Annotated in this window: 21 protein-coding genes; 13 read left to right on the forward strand and 8 right to left on the reverse strand. The window is 73.2% G+C overall.

The window, feature by feature from the left end:
* Positions 1–10 precede the first annotated feature (10 nt).
* Together QSJ97_RS16085 and QSJ97_RS16090 are read right to left on the reverse strand one after the other, a co-directional pair.
* Positions 11–1,618: a carboxyl transferase domain-containing protein gene (locus QSJ97_RS16085; protein WP_285672935.1), complete on the reverse strand. Its 1,608-nt coding sequence runs from the start codon at positions 1,616–1,618 to the stop codon at positions 11–13.
* Complete coding sequence (locus QSJ97_RS16090) at positions 1,618–2,781, reverse strand: isovaleryl-CoA dehydrogenase (protein WP_285672936.1); 1,164 nt, start codon at positions 2,779–2,781, stop codon at positions 1,618–1,620. The genes QSJ97_RS16085 and QSJ97_RS16090 overlap by 1 nt, the downstream gene beginning before the upstream one ends.
* A 393-nt stretch (positions 2,782–3,174) precedes the next feature.
* Here QSJ97_RS16090 and QSJ97_RS16095 point away from each other — a divergent pair, with 393 nt between their 5' ends.
* Positions 3,175–4,455 carry a DEAD/DEAH box helicase gene (locus tag QSJ97_RS16095; protein WP_285672938.1) on the forward strand — a complete coding sequence of 427 codons (1,281 nt, stop codon included), beginning with the start codon at positions 3,175–3,177 and terminating at the stop codon, positions 4,453–4,455.
* A gap of 39 nt (positions 4,456–4,494) precedes the next feature.
* On the opposite strand, the gene QSJ97_RS16100 is transcribed toward QSJ97_RS16095, so the two are convergent.
* Genes QSJ97_RS16100 through QSJ97_RS16115 form a run of 4 tightly spaced genes read right to left on the reverse strand, consistent with a single transcriptional unit; the run spans position 4,495 to position 5,670 of the window.
* Positions 4,495–4,680 carry a DUF6522 family protein gene (locus tag QSJ97_RS16100; RefSeq protein ID WP_285672940.1) on the reverse strand — a complete coding sequence of 62 codons (186 nt, stop codon included), beginning with the start codon at positions 4,678–4,680 and terminating at the stop codon, positions 4,495–4,497.
* Between the two features lie 23 nt (positions 4,681–4,703).
* The gene (locus QSJ97_RS16105; RefSeq protein ID WP_285672942.1) at positions 4,704–4,991 is read right to left on the reverse strand and encodes a DUF6522 family protein; all 288 of its coding nucleotides are present in this window, start codon (positions 4,989–4,991) and stop codon (positions 4,704–4,706) included.
* 7 nt (positions 4,992–4,998) lie between these two features.
* A complete protein-coding gene (locus QSJ97_RS16110; protein WP_285672944.1) occupies positions 4,999–5,226 on the reverse strand; it encodes a hexameric tyrosine-coordinated heme protein in 228 nt (75 codons plus the stop codon).
* Positions 5,227–5,253: 27 nt separating this feature from the next.
* Complete coding sequence (locus QSJ97_RS16115) at positions 5,254–5,670, reverse strand: RrF2 family transcriptional regulator (RefSeq protein ID WP_285672946.1); 417 nt, start codon at positions 5,668–5,670, stop codon at positions 5,254–5,256.
* 80 nt (positions 5,671–5,750) lie between these two features.
* On the opposite strand from QSJ97_RS16115, the gene QSJ97_RS16120 reads away from it, so the two are divergent.
* From QSJ97_RS16120 to QSJ97_RS16170, 11 genes are all read left to right on the forward strand, one after another.
* Positions 5,751–6,218, forward strand: coding sequence for a group III truncated hemoglobin (locus QSJ97_RS16120; protein WP_285672947.1), 468 nt, complete (start codon positions 5,751–5,753; stop codon positions 6,216–6,218).
* A gap of 13 nt (positions 6,219–6,231) precedes the next feature.
* Entirely contained in the window at positions 6,232–7,314 is a 1,083-nt protein-coding gene (locus tag QSJ97_RS16125) for an NAD(P)H-dependent flavin oxidoreductase (RefSeq protein ID WP_285672949.1), read from the forward strand.
* Positions 7,311–8,039, forward strand: coding sequence for a 5-formyltetrahydrofolate cyclo-ligase (locus tag QSJ97_RS16130; protein ID WP_285672950.1), 729 nt, complete (start codon positions 7,311–7,313; stop codon positions 8,037–8,039). Before QSJ97_RS16125 ends, QSJ97_RS16130 begins: the two co-directional genes overlap by 4 nt.
* A gap of 122 nt (positions 8,040–8,161) precedes the next feature.
* Positions 8,162–9,154, forward strand: coding sequence for a TRAP transporter substrate-binding protein (locus QSJ97_RS16135; RefSeq protein ID WP_285672952.1), 993 nt, complete (start codon positions 8,162–8,164; stop codon positions 9,152–9,154).
* Between the two features lie 129 nt (positions 9,155–9,283).
* Positions 9,284–9,787, forward strand: a complete 504-nt coding sequence (locus tag QSJ97_RS16140; RefSeq protein WP_285672954.1) for a TRAP transporter small permease — start codon at positions 9,284–9,286, stop codon at positions 9,785–9,787.
* On the forward strand, positions 9,784–11,055 hold the full coding sequence (locus tag QSJ97_RS16145; protein WP_285672955.1) for a TRAP transporter large permease: 1,272 nt from the start codon (positions 9,784–9,786) through the stop codon (positions 11,053–11,055). Before QSJ97_RS16140 ends, QSJ97_RS16145 begins: the two co-directional genes overlap by 4 nt.
* A 7-nt stretch (positions 11,056–11,062) precedes the next feature.
* A complete protein-coding gene (locus tag QSJ97_RS16150; protein WP_285672957.1) occupies positions 11,063–11,935 on the forward strand; it encodes an isocitrate lyase/PEP mutase family protein in 873 nt (290 codons plus the stop codon).
* Positions 11,936–13,107: 1,172 nt separating this feature from the next.
* Positions 13,108–14,070, forward strand: coding sequence for a hypothetical protein (locus QSJ97_RS16155; RefSeq protein ID WP_285672962.1), 963 nt, complete (start codon positions 13,108–13,110; stop codon positions 14,068–14,070).
* A 180-nt stretch (positions 14,071–14,250) separates the two neighbouring features.
* Positions 14,251–16,365 (forward strand): dynamin family protein, encoded by a 2,115-nt coding sequence (locus tag QSJ97_RS16160; protein WP_285672964.1) that lies wholly within the window; start codon positions 14,251–14,253, stop codon positions 16,363–16,365.
* A complete protein-coding gene (locus QSJ97_RS16165) occupies positions 16,362–18,008 on the forward strand; it encodes a dynamin family protein (RefSeq protein WP_285672965.1) in 1,647 nt (548 codons plus the stop codon). The genes QSJ97_RS16160 and QSJ97_RS16165 overlap by 4 nt, the downstream gene beginning before the upstream one ends.
* Positions 18,001–18,375 (forward strand): roadblock/LC7 domain-containing protein, encoded by a 375-nt coding sequence (locus tag QSJ97_RS16170; RefSeq protein WP_285672967.1) that lies wholly within the window; start codon positions 18,001–18,003, stop codon positions 18,373–18,375. The genes QSJ97_RS16165 and QSJ97_RS16170 overlap by 8 nt, the downstream gene beginning before the upstream one ends.
* Before the next feature lie 1,874 nt (positions 18,376–20,249).
* Here the strand turns inward: QSJ97_RS16170 and QSJ97_RS16175 are convergent.
* Both QSJ97_RS16175 and QSJ97_RS16180 read right to left on the reverse strand, forming a co-directional pair.
* Positions 20,250–20,672, reverse strand: coding sequence for a PAS domain-containing protein (locus QSJ97_RS16175; protein WP_285672968.1), 423 nt, complete (start codon positions 20,670–20,672; stop codon positions 20,250–20,252).
* 1,081 nt (positions 20,673–21,753) lie between these two features.
* Complete coding sequence (locus tag QSJ97_RS16180; RefSeq protein ID WP_285672969.1) at positions 21,754–22,080, reverse strand: hypothetical protein; 327 nt, start codon at positions 22,078–22,080, stop codon at positions 21,754–21,756.
* Between the two features lie 126 nt (positions 22,081–22,206).
* Between QSJ97_RS16180 and QSJ97_RS16185 the strand changes: the two genes are divergently transcribed.
* Positions 22,207–23,055 carry a LysR family transcriptional regulator gene (locus QSJ97_RS16185; RefSeq protein ID WP_285672970.1) on the forward strand — a complete coding sequence of 283 codons (849 nt, stop codon included), beginning with the start codon at positions 22,207–22,209 and terminating at the stop codon, positions 23,053–23,055.
* Positions 23,056–23,250: the final 195 nt, after the last annotated feature.

Here is a 23,250-nt window from a genome sequence, read left to right on the forward strand (position 1 = left end):
CGCCCGCTCCTCACATGCGGAACACGCCGAAGCGCGTCTCCTCGATGGGTGCGTTGAGCGCCGCCGAGAGCGACAGCGCCAGCACGTCGCGCGACTTGCGCGGATCGACGATGCCGTCGTCCCAGAGCCGGGCCGAGGCATAGAGCGGGTGCGACTGCTGCTCGAACTGCGCGATGGTCGGGGCCTTGAAGGCGGCCTCCTCCTCGGCCGACCAGGCGCCGCCCTTGCGCTCGATGGCATCACGGCGGACGGTGGCGAGCACGCCCGCCGCCTGCTCGCCGCCCATCACCGAGATCCGGGAATTCGGCCAGCTCCAGAGGAAGCGCGGCGAATAGGCCCGCCCGCACATGCCGTAATTGCCGGCGCCGAACGAGCCGCCGACCAGCATGGTGATCTTCGGCACCTTCGTGGTGGCCACCGCGGTGACCAGCTTGGCGCCGTCCTTGGCGATGCCGCGGCTCTCATAGGCCCGGCCGACCATGAAGCCGGTGATGTTCTGCAGGAACACCAGCGGGATGCCGCGCTGCGAGCAGAGCTCGACGAAATGCGCGCCCTTCAGCGCCGACTCGGAGAACAGCACGCCGTTGTTGCCGATGATCCCGACCGGCATCCCCATCACATGGGCGAAGCCGCAGACCAGCGTGGTGCCGTAGCGCGCCTTGAACTCGTCGAAGCGCGAGCCGTCGACCAGCCGGGCGATCACCTCGCGGATGTCGTAGGGGGTGCGCAGATCCGCCGGGACGACGCCGAGGATCTCGTCCGGGTCGTAGGCCGGCGGCTCCACCGGGGCGCGCTCGAGCTGCGCCGGCTTCACGGTGTTGAGATGGCGCACCGCCTGGCGCGCCAGCGCCAGCGCATGGGCGTCGTCCTCGGCGAGATAGTCGGCGACGCCCGAGAGCCGGGTGTGCACGTCGCCGCCGCCGAGATCCTCGGCCGAGACCACCTCGCCGGTCGCCGCCTTCACCAGCGGCGGGCCGGCGAGGAAGATGGTGCCCTGCGCCTTGACGATGACGGTGACGTCCGACATCGCCGGCACATAGGCCCCGCCGGCGGTGCAGGAGCCCATCACCACCGCGATCTGCGGGATGCCCATCGCCGACATGTTGGCCTGGTTGTAGAAGATCCGGCCGAAATGGTCGCGGTCGGGGAACACCTCGTCCTGGTTCGGCAGGTTGGCGCCGCCGCTGTCCACCAGGTAGATGCAGGGCAGCCGGTTGGCCTCGGCGATCTCCTGCGCGCGCAGGTGCTTCTTCACCGTCATCGGGAAATAGGTCCCGCCCTTCACGGTGGCGTCGTTGCAGACGATCATCGCCTCGCGCCCCTCGACCCGGCCGATGCCGGTGACGATGCCCGCCGAGGGGCTGGCGCCGTCATACATCCCGTGCGCCGCGAACATGCCGATCTCGAGGAAGGGCGAGCCCGGGTCGAGCAGCCGCGAGACGCGCTCGCGCGGCAGGATCTTGCCGCGGCCGACATGGCGCGCGCGCGGCCCCTCGCCGCCGCCGGCCACCGCCAGCGCCGCCGCCGCGTGGACCTCGGCCATGGCGCGGGCATGGGCCTCGCGATTGGCCGCGAAGCCCTCCGACCGGGGCGAGGCCGTGGACTTGAGGACCGCCATCAGCCCATGGCCCCGACCAGCTCGCGCCCGATCAGCATCCGCCGGATCTCCGAGGTGCCGGCGCCGATCTCCATCAGCTTGGCATCGCGGAACAGCCGGCTGACCGGGGTCTCGTTCATGAAGCCGGTGCCGCCCATCGCCTGCACCGCCTGATGCGCCACCACCATCGCCTCCTCGGAGGCATAGAGCACGCAGGCCGCGGCGTCCTGCCGGGTCACCTCGCCGCGGTCGCAGGCCCGGGCCACCTCGTAGGTATAGGCCCGCGCCGAGTTCAGCTTGGTGTACATGTCGGCGATCTTGCCCTGCATCAGCTGGAAGCTGCCGATCGGCTGGCCGAACTGCCGGCGCTCCGCCACATAGGGCATCACCTCGTCGAGGCAGGCGGCCATGATCCCGGTGCCGATGCCCGAGAGCACGACGCGCTCGTAGTCGAGCCCCGACATCAGCACCCGCACGCCGCGGCCCTCCTCGCCGAGGATGTTCTCGAAGGGCACCTCGACATCCTCGAACACCAGCTCCACCGTGTTGGAGCCGCGCATCCCGAGCTTGTCGAAATGCTTCGACTGGCTGAAGCCCGGCATCGACTTCTCGACGATGAAGGCGGTGATGCCGCGCGAGCCTGCCTCCGGATCGGTCTTGGCATAGACCACCAGCGTGTTGGCCTCGCCGCCATTGGTGATCCAGAACTTGTTGCCGTTGAGCACGAAACGGTCGTTGCGCTTCTCGGCGCGCAGCTTCATGCCCACCACATCGGAGCCGGCGCCGGCCTCCGACATCGCCAGCGCGCCGACGCTCCGGCCCGAGATCAGGTCGGGCAGGTAGCGCGCCTTCTGCGCGGGCGTGCCGTTCAGCTTGATCTGGTTGACGCAGAGGTTGGAATGCGCGCCGTAGCTCAGGCTGACGCTGGCGCTGGCCCGGGCGATCTCCTCGGTGGCGACCACATGCGCCAGATAGCTCATGCCGGCGCCGCCCTCCTCCTCGGGCACGGTGATGCCGAGAAGGCCGAGTTCGCCCATCTCCTCCCAGAGCGCCGGCGGGAAGCAGTTGGTCCGGTCGATCTCGGCGGCCATCGGCTTGACCCGCTCCTGCGCCCAGCGATGCACCGTCTCGCGCAGCGCCTCGACATCCTCGCCGAGATCGAACTTCATCGATGCCGTGAACATTCCCCGGTATCCTCCTCATGCCGACGCGCCCGCCGGTCGGTCGTTGCCTGGCCCTGCCGGGGCCGCGCCGCCCGGCCCCGTGCCGGCAGAGGATTGCATCATCGGGCGCCCCGGCCAAGGCGTCGCGACATGGCAACGGCGCGCGAAAGGTTGCCCGCGCGCACCCCGCCCCCATTGACATTCATGCCGCGATGCATCATTTCGGGCCCCAGACGCCGCGCTGCCGCGTGAGCAAGCCGCGCCCGGTCCCCGGGTGCCCGGCGTCGCCTCATCTCGAGCTCCCCATCACGCAGGGTTCACCACACGAGGCCGGACGGCGCGGGACACGCTCGCCCAGTCCGAGGTCTCGCCAACCCTCGTGCGCCGCGCATCCGCGGCCCGAAAGGATTGACATTGTTCGACTTCGACATGCTCGGCCTCGCGCCGGCGCTGAACGACGCGCTCGCCCGTTCCGGGTTTACCGAGCCCACCCCGATCCAGAACCAGGCCATTCCGCTGGCGCTGGAAGGCCATGACATCCTCGGCCTCGCCCAGACCGGAACCGGCAAGACGCTGGCCTTCGGCCTGCCCATGATCGACCACCTGCTGGCCCAGCCCGGCAAGCCCGCGCCGAAGACCGCCAAGGCCCTCGTGCTCGCCCCCACCCGCGAGCTGGTCAACCAGATCTCCGAGAGCCTGCGCGGGCTCTCGGCGAGCACCCGGATCCGCGTCGCCACCGTGGTCGGCGGCCAGTCGATCGGCCGCCAGATCGCGGTGCTCAGCCGCGGCGTCGACATCCTCGTCGCCACCCCCGGCCGGCTCATCGACCTGATGGACCGCGGCGCGGTGGATCTCTCGACCGTGCGCCACCTGGTGCTCGACGAGGCCGACCAGATGCTCGATCTCGGCTTCATCCACGCGCTGCGCAAGATCGCGCCCAAGCTCGGCACGCCGCGCCAGACCATGCTGTTCTCGGCCACCATGCCGAAGCAGATGGAGGAGCTGAGCCGCGCCTATCTCAAGGACCCGCGCCGGGTCCAGGTCTCGCCCCCGGGCAAGGCCGCCGACAAGGTCACCCAGTCGGTGCATTTCGTCGACAAGGCCGCCAAGCCCTCGAAGCTGCGCGAGATCCTCTCCGCCGACATGGACGCGCTGACGCTGGTCTTCGCGCGCACCAAGCACGGCGCCGAGAAGCTGATGAAGGGCCTCGTGGCCGACGGCTACAACGCCGCCTCGATCCACGGCAACAAGAGCCAGGGCCAGCGCGACCGCGCCATCAAGGCGTTCCGCGACGGCACGGTGACGGTGCTCGTGGCCACCGATGTGGCGGCCCGCGGCATCGACATCCCCGGCGTCGCCTATGTGGTGAACTACGATCTGCCGGAAGTGCCCGACAGCTATGTCCACCGCATCGGCCGCACCGCGCGCGCCGGGCGCGAGGGCGAGGCCATCGCCTTCTGCGCGGCGGACGAGATCGACCTGCTGCGCCAGATCGAGCGGCTGATGAAGGTCGAGATCCCGACCGGCAGCGGCACCCGCCCGGCCGATCATGTCAGCGGCAAGCCCGTGCGCAACAGCGGCCCGGCCCGTCGCCGCGGCGGCGGCGGCGGTGGCGGCAAGCCCGGCGGCCATGCCGCGGCGAAGCCCGATCACGTCAAGGCCCGCCGCCCGCGCCGGCGCCGCGTCGCGGCCTGACCGGCGCCCCCCGCAACGGGTACGAGAACGGGCGCGCCCTCAGCCGGGGGCGCGCCCGTCCTTGGTTCCGGCCCGCGGCCCGGTGTCGAAGCTCGAGCGGCGCAGCACCGTGGCCTCGGCATCCACCACCAGCCGCAGCGCCCGGCCGCCGTGGCAGAAGGTGAGCCGCCAGCGGCCCGCGCCCGCGCCGGCGCCGCGTCGCGGCCTGACCGCCGCCGCCCGCAACGGGTACGAGAACGGGCGCGCCCTCAGCCGGGGGCGCGCCCGTCCTTGGTTCCGGCCCGCGGCCCGGTGTCGAAGCTCGAGCGGCGCAGCACCGTGCCCTCGGCATCCACCACCAGCCGCAGCGCCCGGCCGCCGTGGTAGAAGGTCAGCCGCCAGCGGCCTTCGTCCTCGCCGATGCCGCGCTCGCTGCGGCTGGTGATCGCGCCGCTGCGCATCATCCGCGGCACCGCCGCTGGCTCGAGCCCGAAGAACCCGGCCAGCAGCTCCGCCTCGACGGTGAAATCCGCCCCCTCGCGCGCCACGCTCGCCATCGCCCGCTCAGTCCCGCCAGTAGCGGTTGGCGGCGGCGATCGTGGCGAAGTTGGTCGCCACCACCTGGCTCGCGGCGATCAGCGCATCCGCATCGCCGGCATAGCCCGGGCGCAGCGCCTCGCGCATCGCCGGATCGGGCTGGGTGAACTTCACCGCCATGCGCGAGAGCTTCACCGCGAGATCATAGCCCGCCTGCGGGGTGGGCGTGACGAGGCTGGGCAACCAGTCATCCATCTTGGGGTCTCCCTTTCCGTGATCGGGTCAGGCTTCGGTCGGCGCCGGCAGCGCCACATCGGCGAGCGTCGCGCGGTCGAGCTGGGCGAGGAAGGCGGCCTCGGCCACGCGCAGCCGGGCCTTGAGCCGGCAGCAGCCGTCGATCGAGCAGGCGCCGCCGGCCTCGCCGAAGCACTCGACCAGCGCCTGCCCCTCCTCGAGCAGCCGCACCAGCTCGCCGAGCCGCAGCTCGCCGGGCGCCCGCGCCAGCACCGCACCGCCGCCGCCGCCGCGCCGGGTCTCGACGACCCCGCCCCGCGCCAGCCGCTGCATGATCTTGTTGAGATGGTGGCGCGAGAGGCCGAACTCCGCCGCCAGCTCGGCGGTGGAGAAGGCCCGGTCCGGCGCGCTCGCCAGCCGCATCAGCATCCTCAGCCCGTAGTCGGTGAAGGAGGTGAGCCGCATCGGGGCCTCCATTGAATTGGTATTTACAATGCTTATTACGCGGACTAGACAGGATTGCAAGCCATAGCCGCGAGGCCACCATGACCCATGCCCCGTTCCCCGAGACGATTCCCGAGACGATCCGCTCCGCCCGGCCCGCCGCCACCGCCGCGCTGATGGCCGAGACCGGGCTCGACGAGCCGCGCCTGCGCCGGCTGGTGCACCGCTTCTACGACCGGGTGCGGGCCGACCCGATGCTCGGCCCGGTCTTCGCCGCGCGGATCGCCGACTGGGGGCCGCATCTGGCGAAGATGGAGGCGTTCTGGTCCTCCGTCGCGCTGATGACCGGGCGCTATCACGGCAAGCCGGTGGAGCGGCACGCCGATCTCCCGGTCGACTGGGCGCATTTCGAGCGCTGGCTGGCGCTGTTCCGCGAGACCGCCGCCGAGACCTGCCCGCCGGAAGGCGCCGCGCTGGTGATCGAGCGCGCCGAGCGCATCGCCCGCTCGCTGCACATGGCCGTGCAGGATGCCCGACAAGGGCCCGCCGGCATTCCCGTCCTGCGCTAGAGGAGCCCTGCCGATGCCCCCTGCCCCGCCACTCGACGACCCGCTGCCCGATCCGCGCGACCCCGCCGGCGGACGGCTGCGCACCCCGGTCTGCGATCTGCTCGGCTGCCGCTGGCCGGTGCTGCTGGCGGGCATGGGCGGGGTCTCGCACTGGGAGCTCGCCGCCGCGGTGGCCAGGGCCGGCGGCTACCCGACGCTCGGCATGGTGCGCGAGGACCCAGCGCTGATCGCGCAGGAGGTGCTGGCGCTGCGCCGGGCGACCGACCGGCCCTTTGCCGTCAACCTGATCCCCGCCGCCACCGACCCGGCGCTGCTGGAGGCGCAGCTCGACCGCTGCATCGAGCTCGGCGTGCCGGCCTTCTCGTTCTTCTGGGACGTGCGGCCGGAGGCGATCCGGCGCGCCAAGGATGCCGGCTGCCTGGTGCTGCACCAGGTCGGCACCCTCGAGGCGGCGCGCGAGGCCGAACATGCCGGCGCCGACCTGCTGATCGCGCAGGGCATCGAGGCCGGCGGCCATGTGCACGGCCGCATGGGCGCGCTCGCGCTGGCCGCCGGGATGATCGCGCAGAGCGCGCTGCCGGTGGTGGTGGCAGGCGGCATCGCCGACGGGCGCGGGCTGGCGGCGGCGCTGGCCATGGGGGCGGCCGGGGTGCAGTGCGGCACCGCCTTCCTCGCCACCGAGGAATCCTTCGCGCATCCCTATCACAAGGCGCGGGTGGTGGAGGCGACCGCCGCGGACACGCTGCTGACCGATGTCTTCGTGCTCAACTGGCCGAAGGGCGCGGCGGTGCGGGTGCTCGCCAACAGCATCACCGAAAAGCTCGACGGGCGGCTGATGGGCCACGATCCGGCGGAGCTGCCGCGCGAGGCGATCGCCTGGGACGGCGAGCTGCCCCGGCTGCGCTACAGCACCGACTCGCCGCTGCGCACCACGCGCGGCGATCTCGAGGCGATGGCGCTGTTTGCCGGCCAGGGCGTCGGCGCGCTGCGCGACATTCCCCCCGCCGGCACGCGGCTGGCCCGGATCGTCGCCGAGGCCGACGCCCTGCTGGCCGGCGCCGCCGAGCGCCGCCACGAGCGGGAGCCGGTGCGATGACCGGGCAGAAGCCGCAGGCCGCCGGGGACCGCGCCGGGGATCACGGCGGGGAAGGCGCCGGGGCCGGCGAATGCGCCTCCCCGCCCTGCTATGCTGCGGAGATCGACCCGGGCTATTTCGACCCGCCGGCGGCGCCGGAGGACATCCCCGCCTGGCGCCGGGCGGAGCGCAGGCGGCTCCGCGCCGCGCGCATGGAACTCGCCGTCGAGGCCCGCGCCGGGATCTCGGGCGGCCTGATGCGCGCGCTCGAGGCGTTTCTCGAGGCCCGCCTCGACGGCGCCCGCGGCCGCGTCTTCTCGGCCTACTGGCCGATCAAGGGCGAGCCGGATCTGCGCCCCCTGATGCACGCGCTGCACGAGGCCGGCGCGCTGGTCGCGCTGCCGCTGGTCGAGACCAAGGCCGCGCCGCTGGTGTTTCGCCGCTGGACGCCGGAGACCCGCATGGTGCGCGGCGACTGGAACATCCCGGTGCCGCCGCCGGAGGCGCCCGCCGTCACCCCCGAGATCGCGCTGGCGCCGCTGGTCGGCTGGGACAGCCAGGGCTTCCGCCTCGGCTATGGCGGGGGCTATTTCGACCGGACGCTGGCCCGCGAGCCGCGGCCCTACACCATCGGCATCGGGGTCCAGTCGGCGCGGCTCGCCACGATCCATCCGCAGCCGCACGACATCCCGCTCGACGCGATCGTCACCGAGGCCGGGCTCCAGGTGCTCCGCCGCGCACCCTGAAGCCGCCGCGGCATCCCCTCCCGGGCGTGGCACGCAGAAACCGGTTGAAAGCGCGCCGCCCCTGCGCTCAATTGCGTGAACACAAACGACCGCCCAAGGCGGTTCACATCCGGGAGGAAGGGATGAGGAAATTCTTCTGGGGCGGCGCGCTCGCCCTCGCGCTCGCCGTGCAGGCGTCCGCAGGCCATGCCGCCGATCTCACCGCGCGCATCTCGCTGCAGCTGCCGCTGAAGAGCCATCTCGGCCAGAACCTGCTGATGTTCAAGCAGGAGGTCGAGGAGAAGTCCGGCGGCGCCATCGAGGTCGAGATCTACGACAGCGCCCAGCTCTACAAGGACAAGGAGGTGCCCGCCGCGGTCGGCTCCGGCGCCATCGAGATGGGCGTCGCCTCGCTCACCCGCTATGTCGGCGACATCCCGGCGGTGGACGTCTTCTACATGCCCTTCCTGTTCAACACCGACGAGAAGGTGCGCGCGGCCGTGGCGCCGGGCAGCCCGATCCGCCAGCCGATCGACGAGGCGATCGCCGGCACCGGCGCCACCGTGCTCTGGTGGCAGGCCTATGGCGGCGCGATCCTGCTGTCGCAGGGCGGCCCGCTGAAGACCCCGGCCGACATGGAGGGCAAGAAGGCCCGCGTGTTCGGCAAGACGCTCGGCGATTTCGTCTCCGCCACCGGCGGCGCGCCGACGCTGATCTCCGGCTCCGAGCAGTATCTCGCCTATCAGCGCGGCACCGTGGATATCGGCATGACCGGCGTCTCGGGCGTCAAGTCGCGCAAGCTCTGGGAGGTGATGGACACGATCACCGTCACCAACCACGCCGATATCGAGTTCATCGTGGTCGCCAACACCGAGTGGTGGAACGGGCTCACCGACGAGCAGCGCAGCATCCTCTCGGAAGCCGCGCGCAACGCCGAGACCCATGTCCGCGACGAGATGGCCAATATCGAGGCCGAGGCCTATGCCGCGGCGGAGGCGAACGGCATGGCCGTCTATCGCCCGACCGAGGCCGAGATCGCGGCCTGGAAGGCGGCGGCGCAGCCGGTCTACGACGCCTATCGCGAGAAGGCGGGCGAACTCGGCGCGCAGCTTCTCGACGCCGCCTCCGGGCTCTGAGGCGCAGATGCCCGTGATCGTCGTCGCGGCGCCGGCCGGTTCTCCGGCCGGCCCGGCACGCCGCGGCGCCGGTCGCGCCTTGCCTGCCCGGGGCCGCCCGGGCAGCGCCGCAGGCCGAGGACCCGCCCCATGCCGATGATCCTGTTCCGCGCCTTCGTGACGCTGCTGGCGCGCGTCGCCTCGGCGCTCTTCGTGCTGGCCGGCGCGATGCTGACCTACGAGGTGATCGCGCGCTACTTCTTCACCGCGCCGACGATCTGGGCGGCCGAGCTCAGCCAGCTCTGCCTGATCTGGGGCACGCTGGTCGCCATGGCCTGGTGCCTGCGCGAGCGCCGCCACATCCGCATCACCGCGGTGATCTCGCTGCTGCCGCCGGGCCCGCGCCGGGTGGCCGATATCGGCGCCATGCTGGCGGTGGCGCTGTTCTCGGCGCTGGTGGTCTGGAAGGGCTGGGAAATCTTCCTCGACAGCTTCGAGCGCGGGCGCACCACCGGCTCGATGCTCGACCTGCCGAGCTGGGTGGCCGAGCTGGCGGTGCCGGCCGGCTTCGCGGTGCTGCTGGTGCAGGCGCTGATCGAGGCGACGCGGGCCCTCCGCGGCGAGGTGATCGAGGAAGGACACGTCTCCGAATGACCGTCGCGCTGATCCTGCTTGCCCTCTTCGGGCTCCTGCTCGCCGGGGTTCCGGTGGCCTTCGCGCTCGGCGGCATCGGGCTCGGCATGCTGCTGGCCGGCGGCTTCTCGCCGCTGATGGCGCCGCAGGCGGTGCTCTCCACGCTCGACGGCTTCATCCTGCTGGCGGTGCCGCTGTTCCTGCTGATGTCCAACGTGCTGCTGAAGGGCGGCGTCGGGCGCGACCTCTTCGCCGCGGTGCAGGCCTGGGTCGGGCACTGGCCGGGCGGGCTTGCGGTCGCCACCATCCTGTCCTGCGGCATCTTCGCGGCGATCTCGGGCTCCTCGGTGGCGACGGCGGCGACCATCGGCACCGTGGCGATCCCGGAGATGCTGGCGCGCGGCTACGAGCGGCGCTTCGTCTACGGGCTGCTGGCGGCGGGGGGCACGCTCGGGATCCTGATCCCGCCCTCGATCCCGATGATCGTCTACGGCTTCGTCACCGAGGAATCGGTGATCGCCCTCTTCCTCGCCGGGATCGGGCCGGGGCTGGCGCTGGTGGTGCTCTTCATCGGCTTCTCGATGATCTATGCCGCGGTCAACGGCATGGGCCGCAGCGAGGCCGCGAGCTGGGAGACCCGCCGCGCCGCCACCATCCGCGCGCTGCCCTCGATCGCGCTGGCGCTGCTGGTGATCGGCGCGATCTATACCGGCGCCGCCACCCCCACCGAGGCCGCCGCCATCGGCTTTGCCGCGGCGCTGCTGATCACCGGGCCGCTGCTCGGCACGCTGACCTGGCCGACCTTCCGCGAGGCCGCCATCGAGGCGATGGCGACCACCGCGGCAATCCTGCTGATCGTCGCCGGCGCCAAGGTCTTCGGCAAGGCGATCGCGCTCTACCGCATCCCGCAGGAGATCTCGACATTCATCGGCCAGGTGATCGAGACCCCGCTGGCCTTCGTGGTGGTGGTGGCGCTGGTGCTGCTGGTGATGGGGCTGGTGTTCGAGGCGCTCTCGATGGTGCTGATCATGACCCCGGTGCTGCTGCCGGCTGCGATGGCGCTCGGCTTCGACCCGATCTGGTTCGGCGTCTTCATGGTCATCATGGTCGAATGCGCCCTGATCACGCCGCCGGTCGGGCTCAACCTCTACGTCATCCAGGCGGTGGCGCGGACCACGCTCGGCGATGTCGCCCGCGGCGTGCTGCCCTTCCTCGGGCTGATGTTCCTCACCGCGGCGCTGCTCTTCGTCTGGACCGACCTCGCCCTCTACATCCCCTTCAAGCTCTGAGAATGCCATGACCCCTGCCGACCGTCTCCGCGCGCTCCTCGCCGAGGACCGCCTGCTGACCATGCCCTGCTGCTTCGACGCGCTCTCGGCCAAACTGATCGAGCAGGCCGGCTTCGACCTCACCTTCATGTCGGGCTTCGCCGCCTCGGCGAGCCGCATCGGCGCGCCGGATCTCGGGCTGATGAGCTATGCCGAGGTGCAGGACCAGGCGCGCAACATCTGCGAGGCGGTCTCGCTGCCGCTGATCGGCGACGGCGACACCGGCTACGGCAACGCGATGAACGTCCGCCGCACGGTCGCCGGCATGGCGCGGGCCGGCTGCGCCGCGGTGATGATCGAGGACCAGGTCGCACCGAAGCGCTGCGGCCACACGCCGGGCAAGGATGTCGTCGGCCGCGAGGAGGCCTTCGACCGGATCCGCGCCGCGGTGGATGCGCGCAACGAGGGGCCGGACATCCTGATCCTCGCCCGCACCGATGCGCGCCACACCCTCGGGCTCGACGAGGCGATCGCCCGCGCCGCCCGCTTCGCCGAGCTCGGCGCCGACATCCTCTTCGTCGAGGCGCCGAAGACCGAGGCCGAGATGCGCCGGGTCTGCGACGAGCTGCCGGGGCCGAAGATGGCCAACATCGTCGAGGGCGGCGAGACGCCGGATCTCCCCGCCGCGGTGCTCGAGGAGATCGGCTACCGCATCGCCGCCTATCCGCTCAGCCTGATGGCGGCGGCGATGAAGGCGATGGTCGAGACGCTGGAGAGCATGGCCGCCGGGCACCCGCGCGCGCCGCACCTGATGGATTTCGCCGAGCTCCGCCGGCGCATCGGCTTCGACGACTACTACGCCCGCTCAGAGGCCTACGCCTCCGCCGCCCGCCCCCGCTGAGCCACCTGCAGCGCCGCGCCCCCCGCCCGCAGAACGCGCGCTCCCGCGCGAGCCCGCGGCAGCCCGTACTCCCGACCCCGGGGCGCGGCCCGTCTCCCCGCCCCAAGGCGCCGCCCGCCTTCCCGGCCCAAGACGCGCCGTGACCGCCGGGCCATCCCGGTCTGCCGCGCCGTGGCCATGCCGGTTCGGGTTCGGTCAACGGAGCGCCCCACTTCGGCGACTCGTGGTGCGGGCTGATGGCGCGCGTACCGTGCCGCCCTGACTGGCCCGCCGGGCCTGTCGAGCCATCCCGGTTTGCCCCGCCGCGCCATGCCGGTTCCGGTCCGGTTCAGCGGAGCGCCCCGCTTCGGCGACTTGAGGCGTGGGCTGGCGATGCGCGCACCGTGCCGCCCTGATCGAGCGTGCCCGCCGGGCCTTCCCGATCTCCTGCGCCGCGCCATGCCGGTTCCGGTCCGGTCGACGGTGCGCCCCGCTTCGGCGACTGGAGGTGCGGGCTGGTGGCGCGCGTACCGTGCTGCCCTGACTGGTCTGCCGGGCCTGGCGGGCCTTCCCGTTCTCCTGCGCCGTGGCCAAGCCGGTTCCGGCCCGGTTCAGCGGAGCGCCCCGTTTCGGCGACTCGAAGCGCGGGCTGGCGATGCGCGTACCGGGCCGCCCTGATCGAGCCGTGCCCGCCGGGCCATACCGATCTACCGGGCCGCCCCGCGTCGGTTCCGGCCCGGTTCATCGAAGCGTTCCGCTTCGGCGACTTGTGGCGTGGGCTGGCAGTGCGCGCACCACGCCGCCCCAACTGGCCCACCGGGCCTGCCGAGCTATTCCGATTGGCACCATCGGCGGCCATGCCGGTTCCGGTCCGGTCAACGGCGCGTCCCGCTTCGGCGACACGCGGTGCGGGCTGGTGGCGCGTGCGCCGTGCCGCCCTGGCGGACGCGGCGGGGGCGCCGGGGCTGCCGGGCGTCCTCGCCCCCCTCCGCCGGGGCCTTGCCCGGGGCGGGCGCGGGGCCATGCGCCGCGGCTTTCCCTCGCCCTGCGGCTCTCGATGCCGCCCTGCCCCGCCGGTGCGGCACCGACAACCGTACAACCATGGCGGCATAGCCTCCCCAGAATCCGCCACCACCGGTTGATCCTCTTCCACCGGGGCAGCCGATCCAGCAGACTGGGGCCGGGGACGAAGCATGAGCGAGGACGACATGACCACGGAAACCGACACCCTCCCGCCCTTCGCGGCGATCGACGGGTTCATCGCCTATGGCGAGACGGGCCCGGCGGCGGCGGCGGGCGACTGCCGCCTGCTCGCATGCGCGCCCGGGGGCGACGCCGCCGAGGCCGCGCGGGTGCTGGGGCGGACGATGGAGCTGGCGCGGCATCTGGCACCGCCGGGCTTCGGCGGCGGCGTCGCCGCGCTCTGGGAGGGCGGCGCCTGCCTGGTCCAGCCGGCCAGCGGCCGCGGCGTGCTCGGGGCGCGCGGCTTCAATCTCGGGCTCGCCATGCGCGGGCTGGCCGAGGGCGCGCCGGCGGGCACGGCCGATGATGCGGCCGGGGATGCGCCCCAGGCGGAGACGCCGGACGCGGAGGCGCCGGTTGCCCTGCCGCCCGGCCCGGAGGCAGCGCTCTGGGAGCTGGCCGACCTGATCGAGCGGACCGAGCTGCCGCGCCGGTTGCGGATCATGCTCGGCGACGACGCGCTGACCCTTGCCATTGCCCGCGGCGCGGCATGGGGCGACAGCGCGGAGGCGCAGCTTTCCGGGCTCGCGGCGCGGCTTCGCGCGGCCCTCGGCTCGGGCGCGGGCCTGCGCTATCGGCTCGAGCCCGACCCCGGTGCGGCGCATGCCGGGCCGCCGGTCGATGCCGCCGCGCTGTTTCGCGGAGCGCATGATGCGGGCCGGAGTTCCGAAGAATCATGGGCGTTCAATGCCGCGGGATGGCCGGATAGCGTCCCTACAGATGCACAGTTTTCGCGCATCCGTAAAGAAACGTTACAGGCGAACAGGGTCAGGGCCTGGGCGAAGTTCGTTTCCGTGCAAACGTCTTTTCGATTCGGGTTGCTGACGCCCGGCGCCGCGATTTGTCTTGTTGTGGTCGGCGATGGCGACGGTACGGTCCGGATACGGAACCCCGCCGCGCCGAAGATTGGTTAATTTTCGGTTAACGTCGCAAAAAACAATTCTCGTGACAGGCCGAACCCGTCAATCCAAGATGGTTTCCGTGGGTGAGATTCAACCGGAAGTAGGGCCACCGGGCCGGGGCGGTTCCATGCCGGGCGCGTGGAATGACCGGCCGTTGCGGCCCTGCGCCCCGATTGGATTGCGGAGAGCGTCATGTCCGGAACGGGCGACAGAATTGCATGTGCAGGATTGGGCCGGGAGCGGCACCTCGCCGCTCTCGGGGAGCGCCTCGAGGCGCTGGGCGAGCATCTCGGCAAGCTCGAACGGCTGGTCGACGGCGAGCACCGCGAGAAGGTGCTGCAGACCGGCGCCGCGCTGCGCCGGTTCTCGCCGGTGGTCAATGTCGTCGGCCAGATCAAGGCCGGCAAGACCGCGCTGATCAACAGCCTCGCCGAGTCCGGCGGCGTGCTGCCCACGGATGTGAACCCCTGGACGGCGGTGGTCACCTCGCTGCATCTCAACAGTGCCGAGACCGCCGGCGAGGCCGCGGTGTTCCGCTTCTTCACCGCCGAGGAATGGGACCAGCTGACCTGCGAGGGCGGGCGTGCCGGGCTGCTCGCACGCTCCGCCGAGCTCGAGACCGAGCTGGCCACGCTGAAGCGGCAGATGGCGGAGGTCCATGCCAAGGCGAAGGCCCGGCTCGGGCGCAATTTCGACATGCTGCTCGGCGCCGAGCACCGCTTCAACAGCTATGACCGCGCGCTGATCGAGCGCTATGTCTGCCTCGGCATGGACGACGGCGAGGCCGGCACCCGGCGCGGCCGCTTCGCCGATCTCACCCGCTCGGCCGATCTCTACATGCAGGCGCCGCGCTTCGGCGCGCCGATCACCCTGCGCGACACGCCCGGCGTCAACGACCCCTTCCTGGTGCGCGAGCAGGTCACGCTGCGCAGCCTCGGCGACACCCAGGTCTGCGTCGTGGTGCTGAGCGCGCACCAGGCGCTGAGCACCACCGATCTCGCCCTCGTGCGCCTGCTGACGACGATGAACGACAACCAGATCCTCGTCTTCGTCAACCGCATCGACGAGCTCGACGACCCGGCGGCGCAGGTGGCGGAGATCCGCGAGCGGATCCGCGACACCTTCGCGATGCGCCGGATGGCGGCGGAGGTGCCGGTCCTGTTCGGCAGCGCGCTCTGGGCCAATGCGGCGCTCGGCGGGAGCCTCGATGCCCTGCCGCCGGCCAGCCGCCGGACCCTCGCCGCGGCGATCGCGCGGGATGGCGCGGCGGACCCGGCGGCGGGCCCGGCAGCGGGGCACACGGCGGGGCAGGACGAGATCGCCGCCGCCTGGGCCGCCTCCGGCGTGCCGGCGCTGCAGGCCCGCATCGCGGCGCTGATCGAGGCCGGCGACGGGCGCCGCCAGGTGCGCACCCTGGCCGGCCAGGCGCTCAACATCGCGCGGCAGGCCGAGGCCCGGCTGCGGGCGGCGCCGCGCGACCCGGCGCGCGAGCCGAACGCGCTCGACACCGAGGCGCTGTTCGCGCGGATCAACCCGATGACCGCCCGGCTCAACGGCCGCATGGAGACCATCACCGACACCGCCTGGATCGCCCTGCAGCGCGAGCTCCACCGGCTGATCAACGCCTATGCCGAGCGCGAGTCGGCGGCCTTCGCGGCGGCGCTCGACCGGCAGGGCCAGGTGCCGGAATGGACGCCCGACCCGGTGGCCTTCCGGCAGTCGCTCGGCACCGCCTACTACGCCTTCCTCGCCGAGGTGCAGGAGCAGACCCAGGCGCTCTACGACGAGGCCGCCCGCGAGATCCGCACGCTCTACGGCCTGGTCCTCGCGGAGGGCGCGATGCCGGCGCGGATCGAGCCGCCGCAGGTGCCCTTCACCGCCGCCCCGACGACGCTCGGCGCGGCGCTGACGGTGGACATGAGCTCCGGCTGGTGGACCGGCTGGTTCGCGCGCTTCCGCTCGAGCCGCACCAAGGCGGCGCAGCTCGCCCGGCAGATCCGCACCGAGGCCCGCGGCGTGGTGCAGGGCCTCGAGGAGGGGCATATCGGGCCGGTCTTCCGCGACTACCGCGCGGTGCTCGCCGACTTTCTCGAGGAGCACTGCGCGACGCTCTACGACCTGGTGCCGGATGACGGGCGCGGCGAGCAGACCGGCACCGGCCGCTGGCTCGGCCGGCGCGCCGCCGACAAGGCGCGGCTGCTGGTCATCGCCGAGCTGACCGCCGGGCTCGAGGCGCTGTTCGACGCGCCCGGCCGCCCCGCCCCGGCCGCGGCCGAGCCGCTGAAGGCGCTGGAGGCGACCCGATGAACATGCTGCGGAGCGTCTGCCCCGGGGCGCCGCCGGCGGCCGCGGCCGACCGGGCCCGGCGCATCGCGCGCTGGCTCGAGAGCCCGCCCCGCTGCGCACTGATGGGCGAGTTCAGCGCCGGCAAGTCGACCCTGCTGAACCTGCTGCTCGGGCGCGACGCGGTGCCGACGCGGGTGACCGCGACACAGCTCCCGGCGCTGCGCTTCGGCCATGGCGAGACGGTCCGCGTGCTGCGCCGCGACCACGACGGCAGCCGCCGCATCATCGCGCCCTCGGAGATCCCGGCCTGCGGGCACCGGAGCTGCGCGATGCTGGAGATCACCGCCCCCGACGCGGTGCTGCGCGACTGCACGATCTTCGACACGCCGGGGATCTCGGACCCGATGCTGGCGCATGACGTGCTGCCGCGGGTCGCCGGCGCCAGCCGCTTCGTGCTGTGGTGCACCAATGCCGCGCAGGCCTGGCGCCAGACCGAGAAGGAGCGGTGGCTGTCGCTGCCGCCGCGACTCAGGGCCGAGAGCGTGCTGGTGGTGACCCGCGCCGACATGCTGAGCCCGGCCGATGCCCGCAAGGTCCGGGCCCGGCTGGAGCGCGAGACCGCGGGGCTGTTTCGCGATGTCGTCTTCATCGCAACGCCGCGCGCCACGGAGGCCCTGAACATGGCAGATGAGGAGAAGCGCCAGTCGGCCTGGGCCGCGAGCGGCGGCGAGGACCTGTTCGCGGCGTTCCGGACCTCGATCGACCGCGCCAGGGCCTGGCGGCGCGAGCTTCTGAAGCGGCGCGGCCCCGCCGGCCGCGACCTCGGCCCCGCCGGGGACGACCTCGGCCCCGCCGGGGGCAATGCGGCGCCGGGCATCGCGACACCGGGCGATCCGGCACCGGACGATCTGGCGCCGGGCGATCTGGCGCCGGGCAATCCGGCACCGGGCGATCTGGCACCGGGCGATCTGGCACCGGGCGATCTGGCGCCGGGCGATCTGGCGCCGGGCGATCTGGCGGCGGGCAATCCGGCACCGGGCAATCCGGCACCGGGCGGTCTGGCGCCGGGCAATCCGGCACCGGGCGATCCGGCACCGGGCAATCCGGCACCGGGCGATCCGGCACCGGGCGATCTGGCGCCGGGCGATCCGGCACCGGGCGATCCGGCGCCGGGCGATCTGGCGCCGGGCGATCTGGCGCCGGGCGATCTGGAGCCGAACGACCGCGCACCCGGCGATGCGCGCAACGGGTCCGCCTCCGCACCGCCGGAGCCGCCCGCGCCCGCGCCCCCGGCCAGGCCCGAGACCCCGCCGCTCGCGGCCTGGGACGCGATCTGTGCCGAGACCGCCGGGCCGCCGGAGATCGACCGCATCCGCGCCGCCGCCGCGCGCTTCGCCGACAGCCTGGCGCGCCGCACCGATGCCGAGGCGCCGCCGATCCGGCTGCTGCGCCGGCTCGTCGACCTGCGCGGCGAGGGCGATCTCGACGGGCTCGATCCGCAGCGGCTCGCCCGGCAGCTGCGCCGCGAGATCGCGACGTTTTCCACGAGTGACTGGCGCGAGCCCGGAGCGGCCCGCGCCGACACGGAGACACCTACCAGGAGGGGTGCCGAGGGAGTGGCTCCTGGCATGGACGACGGCAGACAAGGAGTGAGAGATGCCTAACGAAATGACGATGTCGACCAATATTTCCGGTCTGAACGAGATCGCCGGCTTCATCGGCGCCTGCCTCGTGGACAGCGAGACCGGCCTGATGCTCGGCTCGGAGGGCGGCGGCTCGCGCTTCGACCTCGAGGCCGCCGGCGCCGGCAACACCGAGGTGGTCAAGGCCAAGCTGGCGACCATGCAGGCGCTCGGCCTGAACGACACGATCGAGGACATCCTGATCACGCTCGGCAAGCAGTACCACCTGATCCGGCCGCTCTCGGCCAACCCGTCGATCTTCATCTATGTCGCGCTGGACAAGAAGGCCGCCAATCTCGGCATGGCGCGGATCCAGGTGAAGAAGGTCGAGCAGACCCTGCGCCTCTGACCCCCGGCGCCCCCCGGCGGGCGCCCCGCGGCCGGCGCCCGCCGCCCCTGCCGCCCGATGGCAGAGCGGCCCGGCGCCGGCCGCCACCGGCGCCGGCTGGCACCGGACCGGGCCGGCACCGCGGCAGGCTGGCACCGCGGCAGGCTGGCACCGCGGCAGGCTGGCACCGCGCCGGCTGGCACAAGGGCGGGCTGGCACAAGGGCGGGCTGGCATATGGGCGGGCTCGCACGGGCCGGCCCGGACCGCGATCCGCCCGGCCGCCCGGTCGGTCATCCGGCCCGCGGCCAGGTATGTGGCCCGGCCGCCGCCCCGCGCCGCCAAACTCCCTCCCGCCACATCGGCGGGCAGAAGGCATGCCTTGCCGCATGACCAGGAACAGACCCGGCCCGCCCGCCGGCCCGCGCCATCGAAGACCCTCCCGCCGCAACGGCGGTCAGGAGGCATGACTGGCCGATGCGGCAAGCCTCCGGCCCGCCGCGCCGCACCTGGTCCGGAGCACTGGCCGCACCGACCGGAAAGATACCCGACCCGCCCGTAGTCCGGGGGAACCCGGAGCCCCCCGCCGCCACCCGTATGCACCGCATGACCCCGCCCCGCCGCGGCGCCGGGCAAGCCGATGGCCACACCGCCCGCCGCCAGCCGATCCCCATGGCCCCGCGCTAGGCTCCGCACGATCGGCTGATACCGGCGGCCCACCCGGCCCCGGAGGCCGCGCTTCCGCAACGCCGGGCAAGTTGTTGGCCGCGCCGCCCGCCTCCAGCCGATCTTCGTGGCTCCGCGCGAGGACCTGCAAAGACGGTGGATACCGGCGACCCACCCGGCATCGGAGGCCGCAAAGGCGTCCCAGACCGCTGAGCTTCCGAAACGCTGGGCAAGTCGGTCGCCGTGCGCCTGTCGCCAGCCGATCACCGTGCCTCTGCGCGGGGCCCCGTGCGGTCGGCGGTTACGGGCGACCCACCGGGCGTAAGAGGCCATGAGCCCGTCCCCGACCGCCGTGCTCTTGCAACGCCGGCCAAGCCGGTGGCCGCGCTGCCCGCCGCCCGCCGATCTTCGTGGCCGCACGCGGGGCCCCGCGGGATCCGCGGATACTGGCGACCCACCCGGCACCGGAGGCCGCGAGCCCGTCCCCGACCGCCATACTTCCGCAATGCCGGCCAAGCGGTGGCCGAACCGGCCGCCGCCAGCCGATCTCCGTGGCCCGGCGCGAGGCCCCGTGCGGTCGGCGGATACCGGCCGCCCAACGGGCAGCGGAGGCCGCGAGCCCGTCCGCGACCAGCCTCGCCGCCGGGCGCGCAGCCGCCCCCGCGCGGTCGCGCCGCATCCGCCTCACGGTCCCGCCGGACAGGCAGGGGGTATTCGCGGCAGCGGCGCGCAGGGGCCCGGAACCGGTCAATGCGCAGGTTGCCGGTCTGCGCCATGGGCGACGGGCGGGCCGGGTGGGCGCCGCGGGAAAGCCCTTCAGCCCATCGGCGACCGCGACGGGGAGGCCCTGAGCCCGGATCCGGAGCGCGTGCATTGCCGGCTGTTGGACCATCGGCCGCCGCGCCCGGCAGCCCGTCGGCGGGCGGTGGCGGGAGAGGCGGCGCCGCTCCTGCCCGGCGCGCGGCACGGTGTCCTCGGGTCGGGGCACGGGCACGGGCACGGGATGCGGGATGCGGGAAACCCGTCGCCAGCGGGCCCGCAACGCCGCAGCTTCGGAGCCGATGCCTCAATTCCGGGCCGATCCGGGCGCATCCGCCGCTGGCGGGCCGCAGGCCGGGATGGCGGGCAAGGCCCGGATGCGCCGGAGCAGCGCCGCCGCCTCCCGCGCCGCGGGCGCCGCCTGCCCTGGCCGAGACGCCGGCCGGCGCACCCGGCGGACCCGCGCTCCGGGTTACCTCGCGGCGCGCAGGCGCTTGCGTTCCTCGAACTCCGCCGTGACGTCGCGGAGCACCGCGATCACGCCCTCCAGCCCGCCATCCGGCCCCGGCATCGGGATCATCGAGAACTGGACCGAGATCCGGCTCCCGTCCTTGCGCAGGGCCGGAACGGAGAGCAGGTCGCCCGCGCCGTAGCGGCTCTCGCCCGTCTCCATGGTGCGCGCGAAGGCGCTCCAGTGCCGCGCGCGCTGGCGATCGGGGATGATGATGTCGAGCGAGCGGCCGGTCGCCTCGCCGGGCGTGAAACCGAAGATCCGCTCCGCCCCGGCATTCCAGAACCGGATCACGCCGCCGGCATCCGAGACCACGACCGCATCCGGCAGGGCATGCAGCAGCAGCGCGGCGATCCGCTCCGGCGTGAAACCCCCGGCCGTCATCGCGCCGCCCCCGGCCCGGAGCGGCACCGGCCCGCGCCGCGAGGGAGCCGCACCGGCGCGGCCCCCGCGGGAGCGGTGACTGGCCGGGACGCAGCCACCGGGCACGCCGGTCGGCGCGCATCCGAAGGGCCCAAGGGGCGGCGCTCGATCCGCCGGCACGCGATCTGGCGGCACATGTTCAGGCAACGCACGGTCAGGTGGCGTGCGATTGGGTGGCGTGCGGTCCGACGGCACAAGGTCGGGCGACGCGCGGTCAGATGGCGTGCGATCCGATGGCACGAGGTCGGGCAACGCGCGGTCGGGTGGGGTTCAACCGGGCGACGCGCGCTCCGACGGCATGTGTTCAGGCAATGCGCGGTCAGGTGGCGTGCGATGGGGTGTGCGATCTGACAACCCGAGGTCGGGCGGCGCGCAGTCAGATGGAGCGCAATCAGACAGCGCACGGTCAGGCAGCCAACGGACGGGCGACCAATGGGCGAGCGGCGCTTGATCAGGTGGCGAGCGATTGGGCGCTGCGCAACCAGGTTACGTGCGGTCTGTCGGACAATGGTCTGCCGGCGCGAGGTCAGGTGGCGCGCGGTCAGGCGGTGTACGGACAGGCGGTGTATGGTCAGGGGACGCGCGATTGAGCGGCACCTGGACGGGCGGCGCGCGATTGGGTGGCGCGCGATCCGGGGGCGCGCGACCATGTGGAGCGCGGTCAGGGGGTGCGCGCCGCGCGGGTGCGGGGTCGCGGCGTGTCTGGACGGGCGGCGCGTGGTTGGGTGGCGCGTGATCCGGAGGGGCGCGGCCATGTGGAGCGTGGTCAGGGGGGGTGCGCCGCGCGGGTGCGGGGTCGGGTGGCGTCCGGCCGGGCGGCGCCCACACTGGCGGGGTGCACACTGGCGGGGTGCGCACTGGCGGGGCACCATCCGGCGGTGCACCATCCGGCGGGGCGTGGTCCGGCGGTCCGGGGCGGCGCTGCGGCTTCGGGCGGGGTGGCGGCGCGCCGGGCCGGTGGCGGCGGGCCGGTTCCGCGCCGGCGTCCGGTCCCCGGCGGGGCCGGGGGTGGCGGCGGCCCGGCGGCGCCGTGCTCGCGGGGTCATGGCAGGCTCCTGTCCGCGCCGATCTGCGGGTCCGGCGGCGGCGGCGCGTTGCCGGCCTCGAGCTCGAGCAGGCGGACCCCGCAGCGCAGGATCCGTGCGGCGACCGCGGCCTCGCCCCGGCGCGCCGCGGCATCCACCACGATCGCGGTGAGCGCCCAGATCACCCGCCGGTCGCCGTGGCAGCGGCTCGCCGCCACCAGGCCGGGCCGGATCGACGCGATGCAATCGGCCATCAGCATCATCCGGCCGGCGTCGAAGGCCGCGCCCCCGCCGAGCCAGAAGGTGCCCTCGACGACGTCCTGTGCAGCGACATCCGCATCCATCCGACCCTCCTGCCGGCCAGCGCCCGGTCGGCCCCGATCGCCGACAGCTTCCGGATAAACCATTGGCCATAATCGATAAAGCGAATATTAATGGATTTTTATATCGCGATTCCCGATAGGTTCTGTATGGATACCGAGCTCGCCCGCACCTTCCTCGCCGCGCATGGCTCCGGCAGCTTCGTCGCCGCCGCCGAGCGGCTGCATGTCACCCAGTCCACCGTCAGCGCCCGGATCCAGCTGCTCGAGGCCGAGCTCGGCTGCGTGCTGTTCACGCGGAACCGGGCCGGCGCGCGGCTCACCGATGCCGGGCGGCGCTTCCACAAGCATGCGCTGCTGCTGGTGCGCACGGTCGAGACCGCGCGGCACGATGTCGGGCTGCCCGAGGGGATCCGGGCGAGCGTCTCGGTCGGCGCCCGGATCGGGCTCTGGGAGGGGCTGATGCTGGGCTGGCTCGGCGAGGTGCGGCGCGCCCTGCCCGACATCTCGATGCGCACCGAGATCGGCCTCGAGGCCGACCTGATGCAGGGCCTGATCGACGGCCGGCTCGATATCGGGGTGATGTACACGCCGCAGCGCCGGCCGCGGCTCGAGATCGAGATGCTGCTCGAGGAGCGGCTGGTGCTGGTCGCCTCGCCCGGGCCGGAGGCCGGCGCGCGCTATGTGCATGTCGACTGGGGCCCGGAATTCGACGCGCAGTTCAGCGCCAGCTTCCCCGATGCCGGCGGGCCGATGCTGTCGGCCAATATCGGCTGGCTCGGCCTGCGCTACCTGCTGGAGAACGGCGGCTCGGGCTATTTTCCGCTCCGCCTAGTCGGGGACCTGCTGGCGCGCGGCACCCTGGTGCGCATCGCCTCGGCGCCGGATTTCGTGCTGCCGGCCTGGGTCGTCTATGCCAGCGACCGCGACCGCTCGGTGATCGACGCGATGATCGGGCTGCTGCGGAGGCGGGTCAGGGAGGGCAACGCTGCCGCCTGACCCCGGGCGCCGCGCCGCCTCGCTGCCGGATCTGCCCCGCGGCCAAGAAACGCCAACATCTTCCGCTTCGGTCCGAAATATAGACGCTGTGCCGGCCCGAAAATCGCCGCCGCGGCTGCCGCCGTTTCGGCTCTGCCGCCGGTTCCGGCAGGCGGAATTCGCGGTCGTTGCAATTTGCGCTTGGTATTTTTGCGC

This window comes from Paralimibaculum aggregatum (assembly GCF_030270585.1).
In the GTDB taxonomy this organism is placed as follows: Bacteria; Pseudomonadota; Alphaproteobacteria; order Rhodobacterales; family Rhodobacteraceae; genus Thermohalobaculum; species Thermohalobaculum aggregatum.

Excerpts from the sequence above, each read along its gene's own strand:
- QSJ97_RS16175 (WP_285672968.1), bottom strand. The coding sequence starts at position 20,672 with ATGACGGCCGGGGGTTTCACGCCGGAGCGGATCGCCGCGCTGCTGCTG.
- QSJ97_RS16165 (WP_285672965.1), top strand. The coding sequence starts at position 16,362 with ATGAACATGCTGCGGAGCGTCTGCCCCGGGGCGCCGCCGGCGGCCGCG.
- QSJ97_RS16090 (WP_285672936.1), bottom strand. The coding sequence starts at position 2,781 with ATGTTCACGGCATCGATGAAGTTCGATCTCGGCGAGGATGTCGAGGCG.
- QSJ97_RS16110 (WP_285672944.1), bottom strand. The coding sequence starts at position 5,226 with ATGGATGACTGGTTGCCCAGCCTCGTCACGCCCACCCCGCAGGCGGGC.
- QSJ97_RS16170 (WP_285672967.1), top strand. The coding sequence starts at position 18,001 with ATGCCTAACGAAATGACGATGTCGACCAATATTTCCGGTCTGAACGAG.
- QSJ97_RS16125 (WP_285672949.1), top strand. The coding sequence starts at position 6,232 with ATGCCCCCTGCCCCGCCACTCGACGACCCGCTGCCCGATCCGCGCGAC.
- QSJ97_RS16130 (WP_285672950.1), top strand. The coding sequence starts at position 7,311 with ATGACCGGGCAGAAGCCGCAGGCCGCCGGGGACCGCGCCGGGGATCAC.
- QSJ97_RS16105 (WP_285672942.1), bottom strand. The coding sequence starts at position 4,991 with ATGGCGAGCGTGGCGCGCGAGGGGGCGGATTTCACCGTCGAGGCGGAG.
- QSJ97_RS16155 (WP_285672962.1), top strand. The coding sequence starts at position 13,108 with ATGAGCGAGGACGACATGACCACGGAAACCGACACCCTCCCGCCCTTC.
- QSJ97_RS16140 (WP_285672954.1), top strand. The coding sequence starts at position 9,284 with ATGCCGATGATCCTGTTCCGCGCCTTCGTGACGCTGCTGGCGCGCGTC.
- QSJ97_RS16160 (WP_285672964.1), top strand. The coding sequence starts at position 14,251 with ATGTCCGGAACGGGCGACAGAATTGCATGTGCAGGATTGGGCCGGGAG.
- QSJ97_RS16150 (WP_285672957.1), top strand. The coding sequence starts at position 11,063 with ATGACCCCTGCCGACCGTCTCCGCGCGCTCCTCGCCGAGGACCGCCTG.
- QSJ97_RS16120 (WP_285672947.1), top strand. The coding sequence starts at position 5,751 with ATGACCCATGCCCCGTTCCCCGAGACGATTCCCGAGACGATCCGCTCC.
- QSJ97_RS16085 (WP_285672935.1), bottom strand. The coding sequence starts at position 1,618 with ATGGCGGTCCTCAAGTCCACGGCCTCGCCCCGGTCGGAGGGCTTCGCG.
- QSJ97_RS16135 (WP_285672952.1), top strand. The coding sequence starts at position 8,162 with ATGAGGAAATTCTTCTGGGGCGGCGCGCTCGCCCTCGCGCTCGCCGTG.
- QSJ97_RS16185 (WP_285672970.1), top strand. The coding sequence starts at position 22,207 with ATGGATACCGAGCTCGCCCGCACCTTCCTCGCCGCGCATGGCTCCGGC.
- QSJ97_RS16145 (WP_285672955.1), top strand. The coding sequence starts at position 9,784 with ATGACCGTCGCGCTGATCCTGCTTGCCCTCTTCGGGCTCCTGCTCGCC.
- QSJ97_RS16180 (WP_285672969.1), bottom strand. The coding sequence starts at position 22,080 with ATGGATGCGGATGTCGCTGCACAGGACGTCGTCGAGGGCACCTTCTGG.
- QSJ97_RS16115 (WP_285672946.1), bottom strand. The coding sequence starts at position 5,670 with ATGCGGCTCACCTCCTTCACCGACTACGGGCTGAGGATGCTGATGCGG.